This window comes from Kitasatospora sp. NPDC048296 (assembly GCF_043201815.1).
Lineage (GTDB): Bacteria > Actinomycetota > Actinomycetes > Streptomycetales > Streptomycetaceae > Kitasatospora.
In genome coordinates this window covers 23,485-39,837 of the sequence record NZ_JBICZB010000059.1, presented here as the reverse complement: position 1 = coordinate 39,837, position 16,353 = coordinate 23,485, and the positions used below count along the sequence as shown (strand labels likewise).

Sequence of the window (16,353 nt, the reverse complement as noted above, 5' to 3'; positions counted from 1 at the left end):
CTGCGTCGCGCAACTATTTATCGGGAACCCGGCTACCCTTCCCCCCATGACCACCCGCGACGAACTGATGGCGCAGCTGTGGCCGGTCTCGCGCCGCTACCTGGCCTCCTACGTGCTGTTCAACCAGGCCGTCGCCGACCACCTCGGCATGCACCCGACCGACGTCCAGTGCCTGAACCTGCTCACCCTGGAGGACGGACCGGTCACCACCGGACGGATCGCCGAGCTGACCGGCCTCACCAGCGGCTCGGCGACCCGGCTGGTCGACCGGCTGGAGAAGGCGGGCCTGGTGGCCCGGCAGCGGGACGAGGCGGACCGCCGCCGGGTGCTGGTGGCCGTCCTCCCCGAGGCGCTGGAGCGCTTCGGGGAGGTGTGGCGCGCCCTCAGCACCGGCTGGGTGGCGATCTTCGCCGAGGACAGCGAGGACGAACTCGCCTTCCTGCTCAAGCACATGAACCGCACGGTGGACCTCAGCCACCGGCAGATCGCCCGCCTCGCCGACAAGGACCTCTAGGTCTTCCGCAGTTCCGGCGCCGGAACCCCGATCAGCAGCCGCCGCACCGCGTCCCACGCCGTCCGCAGCGCGGCCGCGCAGGCCCGGGAGTCCGAGCCGAGCAGCCGCAGCCAGGCGCCGCCGTCCTGCGGCAGCACGCTGACCCCGTACAGCAGGCCGCGGTCGGCCAGCGCCTCGTGCAGCACGTCCGCGATCCGCGCCGCCGGGGCGAGCGGGCTGAGCACGTACAGGCTGGACATCACATCGTGCCCGCCGAGCACGGCCGGACCGGCGACGCCGCCGCCCGCGGGCTCCAGCCGCACCGTGTCCAGGGCCACCAACTCCCCGTCCGGCCGCCGCACTTCGAGGTCCGACGCGAACACCTGGTAGGCGTTCCGCTCGCCCCGGGCGAGCCGGCCGGCAAGCAGGCTCTCCCCGGCGACGACGGTCGCACCGGCGTCCACGGTCAGCACCGTCCGCTGGTAGAACCGCGAGTCGACGAAGGGGATCACCGGCTCGGGCAGGTACTCGACGTAGGAGCCCGGCCCGGCCGAGAGGTTGACGAGCTGGGTCGCGTAGTCGTGCTCCATCCGGTAGACCTTGGTGGCCGCCTGGGTGGTCAGGTGCACCGCCGTGTCGGCGCCGCAGCGGATGTCCGTGCGCAGCCGGTCGGCCTGCAGGATGCCGCCGCCGGTGGACATCAGGAAGGTGACGGCGAGGTCCGGGCGGGCCGGGTCGAAGTAGAGCGGGCGCATGATCTGCAGCGGCGACTTCTGGTAGTGGCCGGTGAGTTCGGTGCGTCCGCCGATCCGCTCGAAGGTCAGCTCCAGCAGCCCGACCTTGCCGGGGCGCCCGACCGCGAGGGTGTCGGGCGTCCCGGCGTGCCGGCGGACCTCGTACGGGACACGGGCCGGCTCGTAGTGGCGGGGGTCGAGCCGGGGCACCGGCCCCTGCGGGGGCGCCGACCCCTCCGCCAGGACGGTCACGCCGGGACCTTCCGGAAGGTCTCCAGGAAGCTCGCGATCTCCTCCAGGCCCTCCCCCGTCAGGCAGTTGGTGAGCACCACCGGCCCGCCCTCCCGGACCCGCCGGGCGTCGGACTCCATGATGCCGAGGTCGGCGCGGACGTACTGGGCGATGTCGATCTTGTTGATGACCAGCAGCTCCGACTCGGTGATGCCCGGGCCGCGCTTGCGGGGCATCTTCTCGCCCTCGGCGGTGTCCAGGACGAACAGGAAGAGGTCGACCAGCACCGGGCTGAAGGTCAGGGTCAGGTTGTCGCCGCCGGACTCGTACAACAGGGTGTCGACGTCCGGGAAGCGCTCCAGCATCTCGGCCCCGGCCGCCAGGTTCATCGTCGGGTCGTCCCGTACGGCGGTGTGTGGGCAGGCGCCGGTCTCCACGCCGACCACCCGCTCCGGGTCGAGCACCCCGGCGAGGGTGCGGCGCACGTGCTGGGCGTCCTCCTGGGTGTAGATGTCGTTGGTGATGACCGCCGGGCGGTGGCCGCGCGCGATCAGCACCGGGACGAGCGCCTCGATCAGCGCCGTCTTGCCGGAGCCGACCGGGCCGCCGACGCCCACCCGGAGCACGTTCTCGGTCATGCTGTCTGGTCTCCTCTGCTTGCTTGTGTACGAAGGGGGTTCAGCTCGCGAACAGCCGGGCCTCGGCCCGCTCGTGCCGCCCGGACATCGCGTCCGCGACCGGCACGCAGCCGCCGAGGTCGGCCGGCTCCCGCACCAGGGCGGCCGCCACCACCTCCCGGATCACCGGCGCCACGGCCCGCAGCACCACCTGCGCCTTGCGGTGGTCGGTCAGCCGCAGCCGCAACGCGGCGCCGACGAAGCTGGTGCAGAAGGCGAACAGGTCGCCGGCGACAGCCTGTTCGACGGGGACGGCGGCCGAGGCGTAGACGACCCCGGCCGCCACCGCCTGGCAGCCGGGGGCCCGCTTGGCGGCCACCAGTTCGGCGTACCGCTCCAGCGGCTCGCCGCCCACCGACTCCCGGGCGATGTCCAGGAGTTGGCGCCCGGTACGGGTGGCGGCCAGCCGCAGCTCGCGGTTGAGCTTGGTGGCGTGCAGCCGCTGGTCGGTCTCGGCCAGCAGCGGCCAGTCCCCGGCCGAGGCGGCCCGGTGGGCCAGCGCCAGTGCCGTGGCGTCGGACGGTCCGACGCTGTGCCGCAGCAGGTCGGCGAGCAGCTCGGGCATGGTGTCCGGGGTGACGGCCTTGGCCTGGGCGTAGCCCTCCAGTCCGTGCGAGAGGGTGTAGAAGCCGCTGGGGAAGGCGGAGTCGGTCAGCTGGAGGCTGACCAGCAGGGCGTCCAGTCCGTTGCCCGAGAACGGGACCGGGACCGACTCCGAGACCGACTCCGAGACCGACTCCGGGTCCGAGCGCGAGCCCGAGGTGATGCTCATGCGAGGTAGAACAGGTGGTTGAGCGGCAGCTCACGGGCGGGCTCGATGGTGGCCGGTTCGCCGTCCAGGGTGACCTTGTACGTCTCCGGGTCGACCGCGATCTTCGGCAGCGCGTCGTTGCGCACCATGTGCTGCTTGCCCACCGAGCGACACCTCCGCACCGGCAACACCCGGCTGTCCAGCCCGAGTTGGGCCGGGACCCCGAGGTCCACGGCGGCCTGGGACATGAACGAGACCCGGGTGGCCTGCTTGGCCCGCCCGTACGCGCCGAACATCGGGCGGTAGTAGACCGGCTGCGGGGTGGGCAGCGAGGCGTTCGGGTCGCCCATCAGGGCCCAGTTGATCACGCCGCCCTTGATGACCATCTTGGGCTTGGCGGCGAAGGAGTTGATCGGCCAGAGCACGATGTCGGCCAGCTTGCCGGGCTCCAGCGAGCCGATGTGGTCGGCGGTGCCGGAGGCGACGGCCGGGTTGACGGTGAGCTTGGCGAGGTAGCGCAGGACGCGGAAGTTGTCGTTGCGCTCGGTGTCGCCGGCCAGCTTGCCGCGCTGCTCCTTGCAGTGGTGGGCGGTCTGGAAGGCGCGGGTGAAGGACTCCCCGATCCGGCCCATGGCCTGCGAGTCGGAGGAGAAGATCGAGATCACGCCCTCGTCGTGCAGCACGGTCTCGGCGGCGATGGTCTCGGCGCGCACCCGGGAGTCGGCGAAGGAGACGTCCTCGGGGATGTCGTGGCTGAGGTGGTGGCAGACCATCACCATGTCCAGCAGCTCGTCCACCGAGTTGACGGTGTAGGGCAGCGTCGGGTTGGTGGAGGACGGCAGCACGTTGGGCTCGCCGGCGATCCGCATGATGTCGGGGGCGTGGCCGCCGCCCGCGCCCTCGGTGTGGAAGGTGTGGATGGTGCGGCCGTCGATCGCGGAGAGGGTGTCCTCGAAGTAGCCGGACTCGTTCAGGGTGTCGGTGTGGATGGCCACCTGCACGTCGTACTCGTCGGCGACGCCCAGCGCGCTGTCGATCGCGGCCGGGGTGCTGCCCCAGTCCTCGTGCACCTTCAGGCCGCACACGCCCGCCTCGACCTGCTCGCGCAGCGCGCCCGGCAGCGAGCCGTTGCCCTTGCCGAGCAGACCGACGTTGACCGGGAGGTCCTCGACCGCCTGGTACATCCGCCCGATGTTCCACGGGCCGGGGGTGCAGGTGGTGCCGTTGGTGCCGTCGGACGGGCCGGTGCCGCCGCCGATCAGGGTGGTGATGCCGTTGCTCAGCGCCTCCTGGACCTGCTGCGGGGCGATGAAGTGGATGTGGGTGTCGATGCCGCCGGCGGTGGCGATCAGGTGCTCGCCGGAGATCACCTCGGTGCCGGGGCCGATCACCAGCCGGGGGTGCACCCCGCTCTGGGTGTGCGGGTTGCCGGCCTTGCCGACGGCGGTGATGAAGCCGTCCTTGACGCCGATGTCGCCCTTGACGACGCCGAGCACCGGGTCCATGACGATCACGTTGGTGATGACCAGGTCGAGCGCGCCCTGCACGGAGGTGGCGGCCGGGTCCTGGGCCATGCCGTCGCGGATGCCCTTGCCGCCGCCGTAGACGGCCTCGTCGCCGTAATGGCCCTGGTTGTGGTCCTGCTCGATCTCGACCACCAGGTTGGTGTCGGCGAGGTGGAAGCGGTCGCCGACGGTGGGGCCGAAGAGGTCGGTGTACTGCTTGCGGGACAGGATGGCCATCAGCGGTCGCCTTCCTTGCGGTTCGCGCGGTTCTCGGTGCTCTCGTGGTTCTCGGTGCTCGCGCGGTTCTCGTGGTTCTCTCGGTCCTCGCGGCTGTCGGCGTGGAAGTCCGCGCGGGGGTGGTCTTCCTTGAGGTCGAGGTTGGTGCCCTTGAAGCCGAGGGCGATCGCCCGGTCGATGGCGCGGGCGCGGGTGGCGGGCGCGGTGGTGCCGCCGTCCACGAGGTTGCTGAAGCCGACCAGACGGCGGTGGCCGCCGAACTCGGCGAGCGTGACGTCCTTGGTGTCACCGGGCTCGAAGCGGACGGCGGTGCCCGCCGGGATGTCGAGGTGCTTGCCGAAGGCCGCGTTGCGGTCGAAGTCGAGGGCGCGGTTGGCCTCGAAGAAGTGGTAGTGGGAACCGACCTGGATCGCCCGGTCGCCCGTGTTGCTGACCGTGATGACGGCCTTCGCGCGGCCGGCGTTGATCTCCACCGGGTCGTCGCCGTACAGGTATGTGGCGCCACCAGACATGGCTGGCCTTCCTCTCTGCCGGTTCAGTGGGGGGTGTGTGCGGGGGTGTGTGCGGGGGTGCGGGGGTGTTGGTGCGTGTGCCCGTGGCCGTGGGAGTGCGCCTCCCCCGGCCCGTGGCTGTGGGCGTAGCCGTGCCCGTGCTCGGCATCGAGGCCGGCCGCGATGCCGTCCTCGCCGTGGCCGAGCAGGTGCAGCGCCGCCGCCGTCCGGGCCGCGACGACCCCGGCGATCGCGGACGGCCGCAGCAGCGGCCCGCCGTCCCGTACGCCGGGCAGGGCGGTGCGCAGCGCCGGACCGAAGGAGGCCGGGACGGCCGTCACCTCGGCCGCCCCGAGCAGGCGGCAGCGCTCGGCGCCCTCGGCGGGGTCCGGGTCGCCGCCCGCGAGGGCCACCTCGACCCAGCGGTGGCGCCCGTACTGGCGGACCAGGCGGGCGATCCGGAACAGTTCGGCGTCCTCGAAGGGGCCGGCCGCCGGGGCGGTGACCAGGACGGCGCCCTCGCCGACGGCTCCGGCCGCGGCGCGCAGCCAGCCGATCAGGTGCTCGGCGGCGCCGAAGGGGGCGGTGAGCGCGAGGCGTCCCCGGCCCTGGTCGGCCGCCAGCCAGCGCAGGGCGCGGGCGGTGTCGGCGACCAGCCTGGGGTCGCGTCCGAGCGTCATCGGCACGACGCACACCGGTCCGTCGGTGGCCGCCAGCGCCGACCGTACGGCCTCGGCGAGTGGTCGGCCCGCGGCGGCGACGGCGTGCACGGTGGGCCCCTTCGCCGTGGATCGGCGCTCCACCAGGGCGGCCAGGTCGCGGCCGTCGTCGCTCTCGTGGCCGCCGGCCAGCACGACGGTGGCGGGCCCGATCCCGGCGGCCTGTCGTGCGGTCATGGCTCAGGCACCCACCGGGTCGTGACAGGAGACCAGCTTGGTGCCGTCCAGGAACGCCGCCTCGACCTGGAGCAGCGGCAGCATCTCGCGCACGCCGGGCATGACGTCCGCGCCGCTGACGACCTGCTTGCCGATCTCCATGCACTCGGCGACGGTGCGGCCGTCCCGGGCGCCCTCCATGATCGCCTCGCTGATCAGCGCGCAGGCCTCGCTGTAGTTGAGCTTGACGCCGCGGTCGCGGCGTTTACGGGCCAGATCGGCCACGACGTAGATGTAGAGCTTGTCCATCTCACGCGGGGAGAGATTCACGGGAATCACTCGTCCTTTCCGAGAATCCGATGAAATGCAAGGGAGTTGGACGACGGAGAACCGGGTTCGGCGCCACCGCGCTCAGACCCGACGCAGCCGGGGAATCGCCGGTACCGCTGCCAGGAAAAGCATGGTGGTCAGGACGAACGGCCAGGTGAAGGCGTGGCCGCCGAAGGGCGCGGAGATCGCGCCGAGCGCCGGGGTCAGCACGGTCGCGGCGGCCGCGCCGAGTACGGCGTAGGCCGCGCTCCAGCCGTCGGGCGCGACGAACACCCTGCACAGCGCGAGCGCCACCAGCACGCCGCTGCAGCCGAGCAGCCCCTGCCCGACGGCCTCGGCCGGCGCGCCGAACGCCCAGGCGGTGAGCAGCCCGGTGGCGCTGCCGGCACAGGCCATCAGCCCGGCCGGCCGGCCGGCGACGAACAGTGCGGTGACGAAGAAGAGTCCGCACACGGCGGACGGCATGAAATCGACCTGGGCGACACCGCGCAGGACTTCGACGACTAACTTGACGGATATCGGACGGGCAACCCCGGCGGCGCCTTCGGAGGTTTCACCGAAGACACCTTCCCCACCCTTTTGTTGAGCCATGCAGCGCACCAATTCCCGGTACGGCCGAGGGGGCTCGGGAGATTGCTCGGGAGCCCGTTCGGCGATTCGTTGGGAACCGTACTCCTGCGGATTGCCGATCGGGATAGGCGCATGGCGTTACGCCAAATCAACCGTGAGTGACCGGCGAGCCGCTGAGCTGCAACATTCTGTTGAAGATTCACCCCCGGCGAGTGGTTGGAGGGGGCAATTCTTTGCGAAGTTTTACTTGCCGGTAACGGACGCCGGAATGTGCCCATGCCAACCAATCCGCGACAAATTCCCCCCACCCCGGCAATACGGACACCCCAAGCTGTGGGAACCCTGTGAAACGGGATGCCGATGTGACGGAAACGTGTTCGATGCGGGATGCACTCGCGCCGGATTCCGTCAGTCGACCGCACGCGCCCGCGTGCCGAGCTTCCGGAGCAGGAACCGCTCCGATGAATCCAGCTCGAAGTCGGGCACCGCCAGATGGCCCCCGGGATTGGCGTGCAGCGTCCGCTCCGCCGATCCCAGCGCGCCGTACACCGCCAACGCGCTCTCGCGCGGCACGAGTTCGTCGTCCCACTGCAGCACGAACCGCACCGGCACCCCGACCCGCCGCGCCGCCTCCAACTGGGACGCGTGCCCGGTCAGCCCGAACACCGCCACGGCGATGCGGGGTTCGGCCGCGACCAGCGGGATACCGATCACGCTGCCCAGCGACAACCCCCAGTAGCCGACCGGGCCGAGACCGCCGCCGGCCTTGTCCAGCGCGTCCAGCACCGCCCGCCACTCGGGCACGGCCCGCTCCGCGAGCGCCGCCGAGTGCCGCGCCACCCACGCGCTGATCGGCCGCCCGGCCGCCAGCAACTCCCCGGTCTCCGTGGCGAATCGCTCGTCCTGCGCGGTGCGCTCCCGCTCACCGTGCCCGGGCGCGTCCAGCGACACCGCCGCCCACCCGTACCGCGTCACGCATCTGTGAGCCCGCTCCACCACGCCCGGCCCCAGCTTGTGCTTCCCGCCGCCGTGTCCCAGCAGCACCAGCGGCCTGGCGCCGAGGGCGGATCCGTCCGGCTGCCAGAGCACGCCGGGTACGCCGTCGAGGGTGAAGCGGTGCTGCGTGACGCCGTTCGAGGAGGTGTGAGAGGTGAGGTGCATCCCCTCATGATGGTGCCCGACAGACGTTCGAGTCCTGCCATTTCACCGCCCTGGCCAATAGTCACCACGCGGTCGGCGCATCGGGGGCCAGGGCGGGGAAGTCTGCTTCGGGCCTCGCCTTCGGGCCTCGCCTTCGGGCCCCGTCAGCGGACCACGTCGAAGACCTGCTTCTGCAGGCCGTTGCTGTAGACCGCGTGCTCGACCAGCTTCAGCTTCTGGGTGTCCTTGTCCGTGCTGCTGAACAGGCGCTTGCCGGCGCCGAGCAGCAGCGGGTAGACGAGCAGGTGGTAGCGGTCGATCAGGCCCGCGTCCGAGAGGGCCTGGTTCAAGGTGGCACTGCCGTGGACGATGATCGGGCCGCCCTCGGTCTCCTTCAGGGCGGCGACCTCGTCCAGCGAGCGCAGGATGGTGGTCTCACCCCAGTTGGAGACCAGGGCGTCGTCGGTGAGGGTGGTGGAGACGACGTACTTCGGCATCGTCTTGTAGCGGGCGAACTCCGCCATGTCCGGCCACACCGGGCTGAACGCCTCGTAGCTGACGCGGCCCATCAGGATCGCGGTGGCCTCCTGCTGCTCCCGCTCCTTGATCTCGTAGGCCTCGGGGACGAACTCGACGTCCTTGAAGGTCCAGCCGGAGTTGCGGTAGCCGGGTTCGCCGCCGGGGCCCTCGACGACGCCGTCGAGCGAGATGAAGGCGGTGCTGATCAGGGTGCGCATGAGTGGTTCCTCGGTTCTCGTGTGTCTACCGGTGTACGTGTTCGGGGCTCAGCCGAGGAGCCCGGCCAGCCACTGCTGCCAGGAAACGTCGATGCCCTCCGGCGCCGGACCGAACAGGTGATGGAACATCAGGACCATGCCACCGCCGTGGTGGAAGGTGTGGATCGCGTCGGCGGAGCGGACCTCGAAACGCTCGTCGTCCGCCCAGACCACCTCGCCGTCCAGCGGCGGCAGGCCGGCCGGCGCGGCGTGGACCGGCGCGCCCACGGCGACCGGGAGCGGCAGCGCGAGGGCATCGGCGAGCGCCGCCCGCACCTCCGGCTCCGTCCGCCCGCCGGACGGCGCGGCGGCGAACACCGGTACGGCGGTGCGCCCTTGGAAGTGGGCGAGGTACTCGCGGAGCGTGTTGAGGTGGAACGGCCAGCCGCGGCGCAGTGCGTCGTACTCGTCCTGCCAGTCGTCGCCGAGCAGTCCGCTGTGGACGACGCGCAGCACGGTGCTGCCGCCGTCCCGCCCCTCCACCAGGTACTCGAAGGCCATGAACCGGCCGTCCTCGCCGGTGGCCGTACGGGTGGCCAGGCGCTTGCCGGGTTCGTAGGCGGTGATCACCGCCTGCTCGCGGTGGCCCCCGATGTCCATGACGGCGGCCCCGCCCTCACGCGGGTCGAGTTCGTTGCGGCCCATGAACCAGGAGTCGAGTCCCGGTCCGGTGGCGATCGCCTCCCAGACCTCCTCCGGACTCGCCGGCAGGGTCGTCTTCAGCTCGATCTCGAACGGGTGGGTCATCGGGGGTACTCCTGTTCCGGTTCGGTCCCGGCGTCCTCGGCCGGGTCGGCCGACGCGGCGTCGGGGGCTGCGGCGTCGGGGGCTGCGGCGTCGGGGGCTGCGGGCGACGCCGCGGGGATCTGGTGGAGCCCGACGACCACCCGGTGGCTACGGCCCCCGGGGGCGGACTCGTCGTGGTAGCGGCTGACCAGCGTCGCCACCGCCTGGGACAGCTCCTCGGCGAAGGCCGCCCGGTCGGCCGCCGAGGCGAACCGCACCTGCGCGTCGATCCCGAAGGTGGCGACCCGCTTCCTGGCCCGGGAGGCCCCGGTCAGCAGCGCCCCGACCTCCTGCACCAGCCGCGACCCCAGCGCCAGCAGCCAGCGGGCGGAGAGCTGGTCCGGCGAGCGCGAGGGGTCCGGGCTCACGGCGGCCAGGACGCTCGGCGAGATCACGTACGAGGCGGCGGTGGCGCGGTACACCCGTTCGGTGACGTTGCCCTTGCGCCGTTCCTCGGCGAGTTCGACGAGCTTGTGCCGCTCCAGCTCCTTCAGGTGGTAGTTGACCTTCTGCCGGGGCAGCCCCAGGCGGGAGGCCAGCATGGCGGCCGAACCGGGTTCGGCGAGGGCGGCGAGGATTCGGGCCCGTATCGGATCCAGGGAGGCCTCGGCCGCGGCGGGTTCTTCGATCACGGCGACGTCCAGCATGGTTCCAGAGTCGCGCCGACAAGAAAATTTGTCAAGGACAGAATTCTTGTCGGTCTCCACCGTCACCTCGGCCACACCTCCACCGCCCTCCACCACCCTCCACCACCCTCCACCTCCCTACGCCGCCTCCCGGCCAACGGCCCGGCACACTGAACGCGGCCCGCCGGGCCAGGGGCACACGACAGGGAGGCGCAGTGGAACGCATCGGAATCATCGGCGTGGGCGAGATCGGCCGGGCCATCGTGGTCGGCCTGTGCGACGGCGTCGAGCGGGCGCCCGAGATCCTCCTGTCGCCGCGAGGGGCCCGTGCGGCCGCCGAGTTGTCCCGGCGGTATCCGAACGTGCACGTGTGCGCCGACAACCAGGAGGTGGCGGACCGTTCCGGGACGGTGATCCTCGCCGTCCGCCCCCAGGACCACGCCGAGGCCCTCGCCGGGCTCCGGATCGGCGGCGACAGCGTCGTCATCAGCGTCATCGCCGGCATCGGCATCGCCGACCTGCGCCGGACCCTCGGCACCGAGGCCCCGCTGGTGCGCGCCATCCCGCTGCCCGCCGTGCGCGAGCGCCGGTCCGTCACCGTCACGTGCCCCTCCCACCCGGTCGTGGACACCCTCTTCGACCGGCTCGGCGGGGCGCTGCCCGTCGCGGACGAGGCGGCCTTCAACGTCTTCTCCGCGCTGACGGCCACCCTGACCACCCACTACCACTACCTGGCCACCCTCACCGCCTGGTCGTCCCGGCGCGGCATTCCGGCCGAGGACGCGGACCGGTACATCCGCAGCCTCTTCCAGGGCGTCGGACGCGCACTGGGCGACGACACCCGCACCCTGCACCAGCTCGCGCAGGACCACGAGACGCCCGGCGGACTCAACGAGCGCATCCGCACCACCTGGTTCGACACGGCCAGCTCCGAGGCGCTGACCAAGGCGCTCGACGCGCTCCTCTCCGACCTCACGTAGCCGCGAGCGGCGGGCCCCTGCGCCCCGCCCCGACGCGTCAGCCGAAGCACCCGGAGCAGGAAGTCGGCCCAGTCGACTTCCTGCTCCGGCCCGTTCCTACCGGCCTGCCAGCGACTCCCGCAGGAAGTCGGTGAGCAGCGCCGTCACCTCGGCCGGGCGCTCAAGGTTGGGGAGGTGGCCGGCCCAGGGCAGTTCGCGGTGGCGGGCGTTCGGCAGCAGGGTCGGCAGGGAGGCGGCGATCTGGCGGAAGTCGGGGAGGTCGTGGGCGCCGGAGAGGGCCAGGGTGGGAGCGGTGATCTCGGTGAGGTCTACCTCCTCCTTCCGCGGGCCGACCTGTGCCGTCAGCTGCACCTCGAAGTTGTGCCGCTGCATCCGGCGGACCAGCTCACGGGTCGCCTCGTCGGCCTCCGGGCCCAGCCAGGTCCGGACGTTGAGTTCGACGGCGCCCTCGATGTCGCCCGCCGTGAGCAGTTCCTCCTCCTGGGCGTCGAAGGCGAGGAGGGTGTCGGTCGGCTCGTGTCCGGGCTTGGCCGCGCCGAGGAGGGCGAGCGCGGTCACCGCCGTCGGGCGGAGAGCCGCGACCGTCAGGGCGATGCGGCCGCCGTAGGACGCGCCGATGAGGGCGGTGGTCTCGATGTCGAGGTGGTCGAGCAGGGCCAGGACGTCGGCTGCGACGCCGTAGGGGGCGTCGGCGAGGCGCGTGTCGCCGAAGCCGCGGAAGTCGCAGCGGACCACCCGGTGGCCGGCGTCGAGCAGGGCCTGCCACTGCGGGTCCCACATCCGTCGGTCGCACACCGAGGAGTGCAGGAGGACAACGGCGGGTCCGGTTCCGGATACGTCATGAGAGATGATCATTCGGCGGATCGTAACGAGCGCGGTAGCCGGGCGCGAGGGAATTGGGGACCGGCGACGGCGCGCAGTAAGCGCTTTCGTCCCTGCCCGGGCTCTGGGTGGGTGAGGAGGTGCTCATGGGAGATCCGAGGAGTGCGCGGGACGAGGAGTTCCGGGCGTTCATCGTCGGGGTCTGGCCCCGACTGGTACGGACGGCGTTCCTGCTGGCCGGAGAGCAGTACGCGGCGGAGGACCTGGTGCAGTCCGCGGCGGAGAAGGCCTGCGCGGCCTGGCCGAAGGTGCGGCGGGCGGACGATCCGTACGCGTATGTGCGGCGGATCCTGGTGAACCAGCACGCCCGGCGTTGGCGCCGGCGCCCACCGGAGCTGCTGGTGGACGCGGTGCCGGACACGGCGGGGGTGGAGGACGGTTTCGCCCGCTCGGACCAGCGCGGGCCGCTGCTGGCCGCGCTCGCCACCCTGCCGCCGCGTCAGCGCGAGGCGGTGGTGCTGCGGCACTGGGAGGACCTGAGCGACAGCCAGACGGCCACGGCGATGGGCTGCTCGGTGGGCGCGGTGCGCAGCCATGCGGCGAAGGGCATCGCGCGGCTGCGGCAGGTCTCAGCGCTGGTTGAGCTCAAGGACAGGACACGGATCGGAGGGGCGGTATGAGCGCGGACGCGGAGAAGGACGCTGACCTGTGGGTCGGCCTCGGCCTGGCCGAGGCGGCGGCGGGCGCGAAGGTGGGACCGGCGCCGGTGGCGGAGATCCTGGCGGGCGGGCGCCGGATCCGGCGGCGTCGCCGGACGGTGGTCGGCGCGCTGGCGCTGGCCGCGGCGGTGGTGCTGTCGGGCGGGGCGCTCGCCGAGCTGCGTCCGGAGCCGGCGGCCTCCCACCCGCTCGTCCCGGCCGGCGCCGGGCTCGGCTCCGGCACCGGCGGCCCGCCGTCGGCCGGGGCGACCACCCCGGCGGCGCGGGACCCGTTCGCCCCTGCCCGGGTGGTGCTCGGTCAGGGCACCACGCCGGACGGCAAGGAGTGGAAGCTGTGGCAGGCGCTGTGGCCGGTGGCGCCGAGGGAGCGGGCGCACGAGCAGGCGCTCGCGGTGTGGCAGGAGCGCGGCCCGTACGACTCGGCGGTCGCCAAGCCGACGAAGGAGTTCGTCGACCGGTACTACGACCCCAACTCCGATGTGATCAACACCTATTTCACGGTGGACGGGGTGCGCCTGAGCCACGACGCCGAGGGCACCACCCCCTCGCCGGGCAAGCTCGACCCCCGCGACGGGGCCCACATCGCCGGCGGCCTGGTCGGCCACCGGGGCAAGGACGACACCGTGGCCCCGCTCGACGTGGTCGTGCTGTCCCTCGGCCCCGACATCGCCCGGGTGAAGGTGACGTGGACGGACGGCACGGTCACCGAGCCGCCGTTCGTCACCGTCGCCGACTCCCCGCTGCGCCAGATGGCGGTGGCCCGGCCGGAGGGCAGGAAGGCGAAGCTCTGGGAGTACTTCGACCGCAACGGCAACAAACTCCCGGACTCCGGCAGCCAGTTCCTCCGGGAGTAACTCCATCCCTGGTCGGACGCGAAGCGTTCCGGCCTCGTGGTTCGGTGGAGGGGTGACGGTTCAGGGGAGTTCGGCGGGGACCGGGGCCCGGGCGCTGTGGGTGGCCCGGTGCGGGTGGGGCGGGCTCGGGTTGTTCCTGCTCACCTGGACGGTGTTCGAGGCGGTGAAGCACGCGGGGCCGACGATCCCGCTGGCAGTGGCCGGCCTTGCCGTTCCGGCACTGTCAAGGATCCTTCGGGATACGGCAGTTGTGCGGCAGGTGCTGCTCCGGGCCTGGGTTCCACTGGCCGTCACGGTGGTCTGCGCCGCCGTTCCCGGCCCGGCCGAGGACACCGCCGCTCCCTTCACCTTCGGCCTGGCCTGGCTGGCCCACCTCGCGCTGCGGCACGCGGCGGGCAGGGCGGGAGCGGGAAGTCGCTAGGGCCGACTTCCCGCTCCCGCTCAGGCGATCCGCTTCTCGAACCAGTGGTGGGCGTACGGCTCGTCGTTGAACGCGGCGACCTCCTGGTAGCCGCAGGAGTGGTACAGGCCGATGGCGGCGGTGAGTGCCTTGTTGGTGTCCAGGCGCAGCACGGTGCGGCCGTGTCGGGCGGCGCGCGTCTCCAGTTCGGCGAGGAAGCGGCGGCCGAGGCCGAGGCCCCGGGCATGGGGTGCGACCCACATGCGTTTGATCTCGCCCGAAGCGTCGGGCGGCAGCTTCAGACCGGCGCAGCCGATCGGCTCGCCGTGCAGCCGGGCGACCAGGAACAGGCCGTGCGGGGGCCGGAGTTCGCCCGCGTCGGGCAGCAGGCTCAGTGCCGGGTCGAAGCCGGTCTCGAAGCGTTCCTGGATCTCGGCGTAGTAGGAGCGCAGGCAGTGCCGGCCGTCGGGGTGGTCCGGGTCGACGGTATCCAGGGTGACGGTCGCGGCGGTCAGCAGCCGGTCCACCTCGGCCATGGCGGCGACCAGCCGGGCCCGCTGGGTGGCGTTGAGCTGCTCCAGCAGGGAGGCTGCCAGTTCGTCGCTCCGGGCGTCGAGCGCGGCGCGTTCCGCGCGGCCGGCGTCGGTGAGCCGGACGGTGCGCAGCCGTCTGTCCCGGGGCTGCGGCTCGACCGTCACCAGGCCGTCGGCCTCCAGGGAGCGCAGCAGTCGGCTGAGGTACCCGGAGTCGAGCCCGAGGCGTTCCCGCAGCCGGCGCACGTCCTGGCCCTGTTCGCCGATCTCCCACAGCAGTCGGGCCTCGCCGATGGGGCGGTCCTGGCCGAGGTAGTGGTCGTGGAGCACGCCCACGCGTTCGGTGACGGTGCGGTTGAACCGCCGCACCTGGTCGATCTGTGCGCCGGTATCGGTATCGGTATCGGTATCGGTATCGATGCGAGCGTCGATCTGCGCCGGATCCATTCTCTGACCTTAGTCAGAGAATGGATCCGACGCCAGCGGACACCCTGCCCAGCCTCAGCCCGCCGCGTCGAGGAGCAGCTGCGCCGCCACCGCCGTCCCGTCCGTGCGGATCCCGCCCGCGAACGCCGCCGCCCGGGCGCCGACTTCGGGCGTCAGGGCCTGCTCAAGCGCGGCCGAGAGCGAGTCGACCGTCGGCGCCGGGCCGTCGTGGGCCGCGCCGATACCCAGGGCGGCGACGCGGTCGGCCCAGTACGGCTGGTCGACGATCTGCGGCACCACGACCTGCGGCGCCCCCGCCACGGCCGCGGTGGTCGTGGTCCCCGCCCCGCCGTGGTGGACGACCGCGGCGACCCGGGCGAACAGGGCCTGCTGGTTGACCTCGCCGACCGCGAAGCAGTCGTCCCCGCCGTCCACCGGCGCCAGGTTCGCCCAGCCCTGGGCGAGCACGATCCGCCGGCCCAGCGCCCGGACCGCCTCGATCGCCACCGGCCCGGCGTCCGGAGCGCCGTGCAGCGGCATGCTGCCGAAGCCCACGTACACCGGGGGCTCACCCGCCGCCAGGAAGGCCGACAGGTCGGCGGGCAGCGGACGGTCGTCCGGCAGCAGCCAGGCGCCGGTTTGCACGACCTCACGCTCGGCCGGCTGCCGCCAGGGGCCGAGCAGCGGGTCGGTGGCCAGCCACGGGCGGTCGGTGAACACGTGGTCGCGCACGTTCTCCACCTCCGCGAGGCCGACCGACGCCCGGTGGGCGTTGACCTGCTCCCGGAACAGGGCGTTCATGGTGCCGATGTTGAACTCCCACAGCTCCCGGTGGTCGGTCAGCTCCGGCGGGTACGGCTGGCTGGGGAACTCGAACGGCCGGTGGTGCGGGGACGGCAGCATGGTCGGCTGCAGCGCGACATACGTGAAGCGGGCGCCCACCCGCTCGGCCGCCGCCTGCGCGCCGGCCACGGCCGGGAACAGCCCGGTCGCCACCACCGCGCCGCCCGGCTCGGCCACCGCGGCGACCGCCTCGTGGAACTGCCCGACCAGCATCGCCACCCGCGTCGGGAAGTCCACCGCCGGCGAGGACGCCCCGCTCGCCAGCGCCCGCACCGACTCCCCGACGGGCACCATCTCCACCCCGACGGCGGCCAGTCGCCGCGCGAACTCCTCGTCCGGCGGCGCGCACACCCGCACCTCGGCACCGAGCTCCCGCAGCTTCACCGCGAGGCCCGCCAGCGGCTGGACGTCACCGCGCGACCCGTACGTGGACAACACAACTCGCATCTCGCGCATCTCCCGTTCCCCCAGGCTGCCCTGGAGTTGGAGATTCTGCGGCAGGACCGGGGCCTTGCGGCAAGGCCCCCCGCGCGCTATAGGTTGAGAGTGGCGGG

The 16,353-nt window shown here is 72.5% G+C and carries 20 protein-coding genes; 5 read left to right on the top strand and 15 right to left on the bottom strand.

Annotation, left to right across the window (positions count from 1 at the left end; all coding sequences use genetic code 11):
* Nucleotides 1-46: 46 nt before the first annotated feature.
* Nucleotides 47-514: a MarR family winged helix-turn-helix transcriptional regulator gene (locus ACGF12_RS28415; RefSeq protein ID WP_393035897.1), complete on the top strand. Its 468-nt coding sequence runs from the start codon at nucleotides 47-49 to the stop codon at nucleotides 512-514.
* Here ACGF12_RS28415 and ACGF12_RS28410 read toward each other — a convergent pair.
* The 12 genes from ACGF12_RS28410 to ACGF12_RS28355 form a co-directional block, all read right to left on the bottom strand.
* On the bottom strand, nucleotides 511-1,470 hold the full coding sequence (locus ACGF12_RS28410) for an urease accessory protein UreD (protein WP_393035944.1): 960 nt from the start codon (nucleotides 1,468-1,470) through the stop codon (nucleotides 511-513). The genes ACGF12_RS28415 and ACGF12_RS28410 overlap by 4 nt on opposite strands.
* A gap of 5 nt (nucleotides 1,471-1,475) precedes the next feature.
* Nucleotides 1,476-2,096 (bottom strand): urease accessory protein UreG, encoded by a 621-nt coding sequence (gene ureG, locus ACGF12_RS28405; protein WP_393035894.1) that lies wholly within the window; start codon nucleotides 2,094-2,096, stop codon nucleotides 1,476-1,478.
* Between the two features lie 40 nt (nucleotides 2,097-2,136).
* A complete protein-coding gene (locus tag ACGF12_RS28400) occupies nucleotides 2,137-2,907 on the bottom strand; it encodes an urease accessory protein UreF (protein ID WP_393035891.1) in 771 nt (256 codons plus the stop codon).
* Nucleotides 2,904-4,628, bottom strand: a complete 1,725-nt coding sequence (gene ureC / locus ACGF12_RS28395) for an urease subunit alpha (protein ID WP_393035888.1) — start codon at nucleotides 4,626-4,628, stop codon at nucleotides 2,904-2,906. Before ureC ends, ACGF12_RS28400 begins: the two co-directional genes overlap by 4 nt.
* On the bottom strand, nucleotides 4,628-5,140 hold the full coding sequence (locus ACGF12_RS28390; RefSeq protein WP_393035885.1) for an urease subunit beta: 513 nt from the start codon (nucleotides 5,138-5,140) through the stop codon (nucleotides 4,628-4,630). The genes ureC and ACGF12_RS28390 overlap by 1 nt, the downstream gene beginning before the upstream one ends.
* A 23-nt stretch (nucleotides 5,141-5,163) precedes the next feature.
* Entirely contained in the window at nucleotides 5,164-6,015 is an 852-nt protein-coding gene (locus ACGF12_RS28385; protein ID WP_393035882.1) for a cobalamin biosynthesis protein CbiX, read from the bottom strand.
* A gap of 3 nt (nucleotides 6,016-6,018) precedes the next feature.
* Complete coding sequence (locus ACGF12_RS28380) at nucleotides 6,019-6,324, bottom strand: urease subunit gamma (RefSeq protein WP_316524538.1); 306 nt, start codon at nucleotides 6,322-6,324, stop codon at nucleotides 6,019-6,021.
* 81 nt (nucleotides 6,325-6,405) lie between these two features.
* Nucleotides 6,406-6,915: an urea transporter gene (locus tag ACGF12_RS28375; RefSeq protein WP_393035941.1), complete on the bottom strand. Its 510-nt coding sequence runs from the start codon at nucleotides 6,913-6,915 to the stop codon at nucleotides 6,406-6,408.
* A 387-nt stretch (nucleotides 6,916-7,302) separates the two neighbouring features.
* The gene (locus ACGF12_RS28370; protein WP_393035879.1) at nucleotides 7,303-8,055 is read right to left on the bottom strand and encodes an alpha/beta hydrolase; all 753 of its coding nucleotides are present in this window, start codon (nucleotides 8,053-8,055) and stop codon (nucleotides 7,303-7,305) included.
* Between the two features lie 143 nt (nucleotides 8,056-8,198).
* Nucleotides 8,199-8,771 carry a dihydrofolate reductase family protein gene (locus tag ACGF12_RS28365; RefSeq protein ID WP_393035876.1) on the bottom strand — a complete coding sequence of 191 codons (573 nt, stop codon included), beginning with the start codon at nucleotides 8,769-8,771 and terminating at the stop codon, nucleotides 8,199-8,201.
* Nucleotides 8,772-8,819: 48 nt separating this feature from the next.
* Nucleotides 8,820-9,557: an SRPBCC domain-containing protein gene (locus tag ACGF12_RS28360; protein ID WP_393035874.1), complete on the bottom strand. Its 738-nt coding sequence runs from the start codon at nucleotides 9,555-9,557 to the stop codon at nucleotides 8,820-8,822.
* Complete coding sequence (locus ACGF12_RS28355; protein ID WP_393035871.1) at nucleotides 9,554-10,243, bottom strand: ArsR/SmtB family transcription factor; 690 nt, start codon at nucleotides 10,241-10,243, stop codon at nucleotides 9,554-9,556. Before ACGF12_RS28355 ends, ACGF12_RS28360 begins: the two co-directional genes overlap by 4 nt.
* Before the next feature lie 194 nt (nucleotides 10,244-10,437).
* Between ACGF12_RS28355 and ACGF12_RS28350 the strand changes: the two genes are divergently transcribed.
* Nucleotides 10,438-11,202, top strand: a complete 765-nt coding sequence (locus ACGF12_RS28350; RefSeq protein ID WP_393035868.1) for an NAD(P)-binding domain-containing protein — start codon at nucleotides 10,438-10,440, stop codon at nucleotides 11,200-11,202.
* A gap of 96 nt (nucleotides 11,203-11,298) precedes the next feature.
* Here ACGF12_RS28350 and ACGF12_RS28345 read toward each other — a convergent pair whose 3' ends face one another.
* Nucleotides 11,299-12,057, bottom strand: coding sequence for an alpha/beta fold hydrolase (locus ACGF12_RS28345; RefSeq protein WP_393035865.1), 759 nt, complete (start codon nucleotides 12,055-12,057; stop codon nucleotides 11,299-11,301).
* 113 nt (nucleotides 12,058-12,170) lie between these two features.
* Between ACGF12_RS28345 and ACGF12_RS28340 the strand changes: the two genes are divergently transcribed.
* The 3 genes from ACGF12_RS28340 (at nucleotide 12,171) to ACGF12_RS28330 (ending at nucleotide 14,018) form a co-directional block, all read left to right on the top strand.
* Nucleotides 12,171-12,704 carry a SigE family RNA polymerase sigma factor gene (locus tag ACGF12_RS28340; protein WP_393035863.1) on the top strand — a complete coding sequence of 178 codons (534 nt, stop codon included), beginning with the start codon at nucleotides 12,171-12,173 and terminating at the stop codon, nucleotides 12,702-12,704.
* Nucleotides 12,701-13,597, top strand: coding sequence for a hypothetical protein (locus ACGF12_RS28335; protein WP_393035860.1), 897 nt, complete (start codon nucleotides 12,701-12,703; stop codon nucleotides 13,595-13,597). The genes ACGF12_RS28340 and ACGF12_RS28335 overlap by 4 nt, the downstream gene beginning before the upstream one ends.
* Before the next feature lie 250 nt (nucleotides 13,598-13,847).
* Complete coding sequence (locus ACGF12_RS28330) at nucleotides 13,848-14,018, top strand: hypothetical protein (protein WP_393035857.1); 171 nt, start codon at nucleotides 13,848-13,850, stop codon at nucleotides 14,016-14,018.
* Nucleotides 14,019-14,038: 20 nt separating this feature from the next.
* Here the strand turns inward: ACGF12_RS28330 and ACGF12_RS28325 are convergent, their stop codons facing one another.
* Nucleotides 14,039-14,977: a GNAT family N-acetyltransferase gene (locus tag ACGF12_RS28325; protein WP_393035855.1), complete on the bottom strand. Its 939-nt coding sequence runs from the start codon at nucleotides 14,975-14,977 to the stop codon at nucleotides 14,039-14,041.
* A 54-nt stretch (nucleotides 14,978-15,031) separates the two neighbouring features.
* Nucleotides 15,032-16,246: a glycosyltransferase gene (locus ACGF12_RS28320; protein ID WP_393035938.1), complete on the bottom strand. Its 1,215-nt coding sequence runs from the start codon at nucleotides 16,244-16,246 to the stop codon at nucleotides 15,032-15,034.
* Nucleotides 16,247-16,353: the final 107 nt, after the last annotated feature.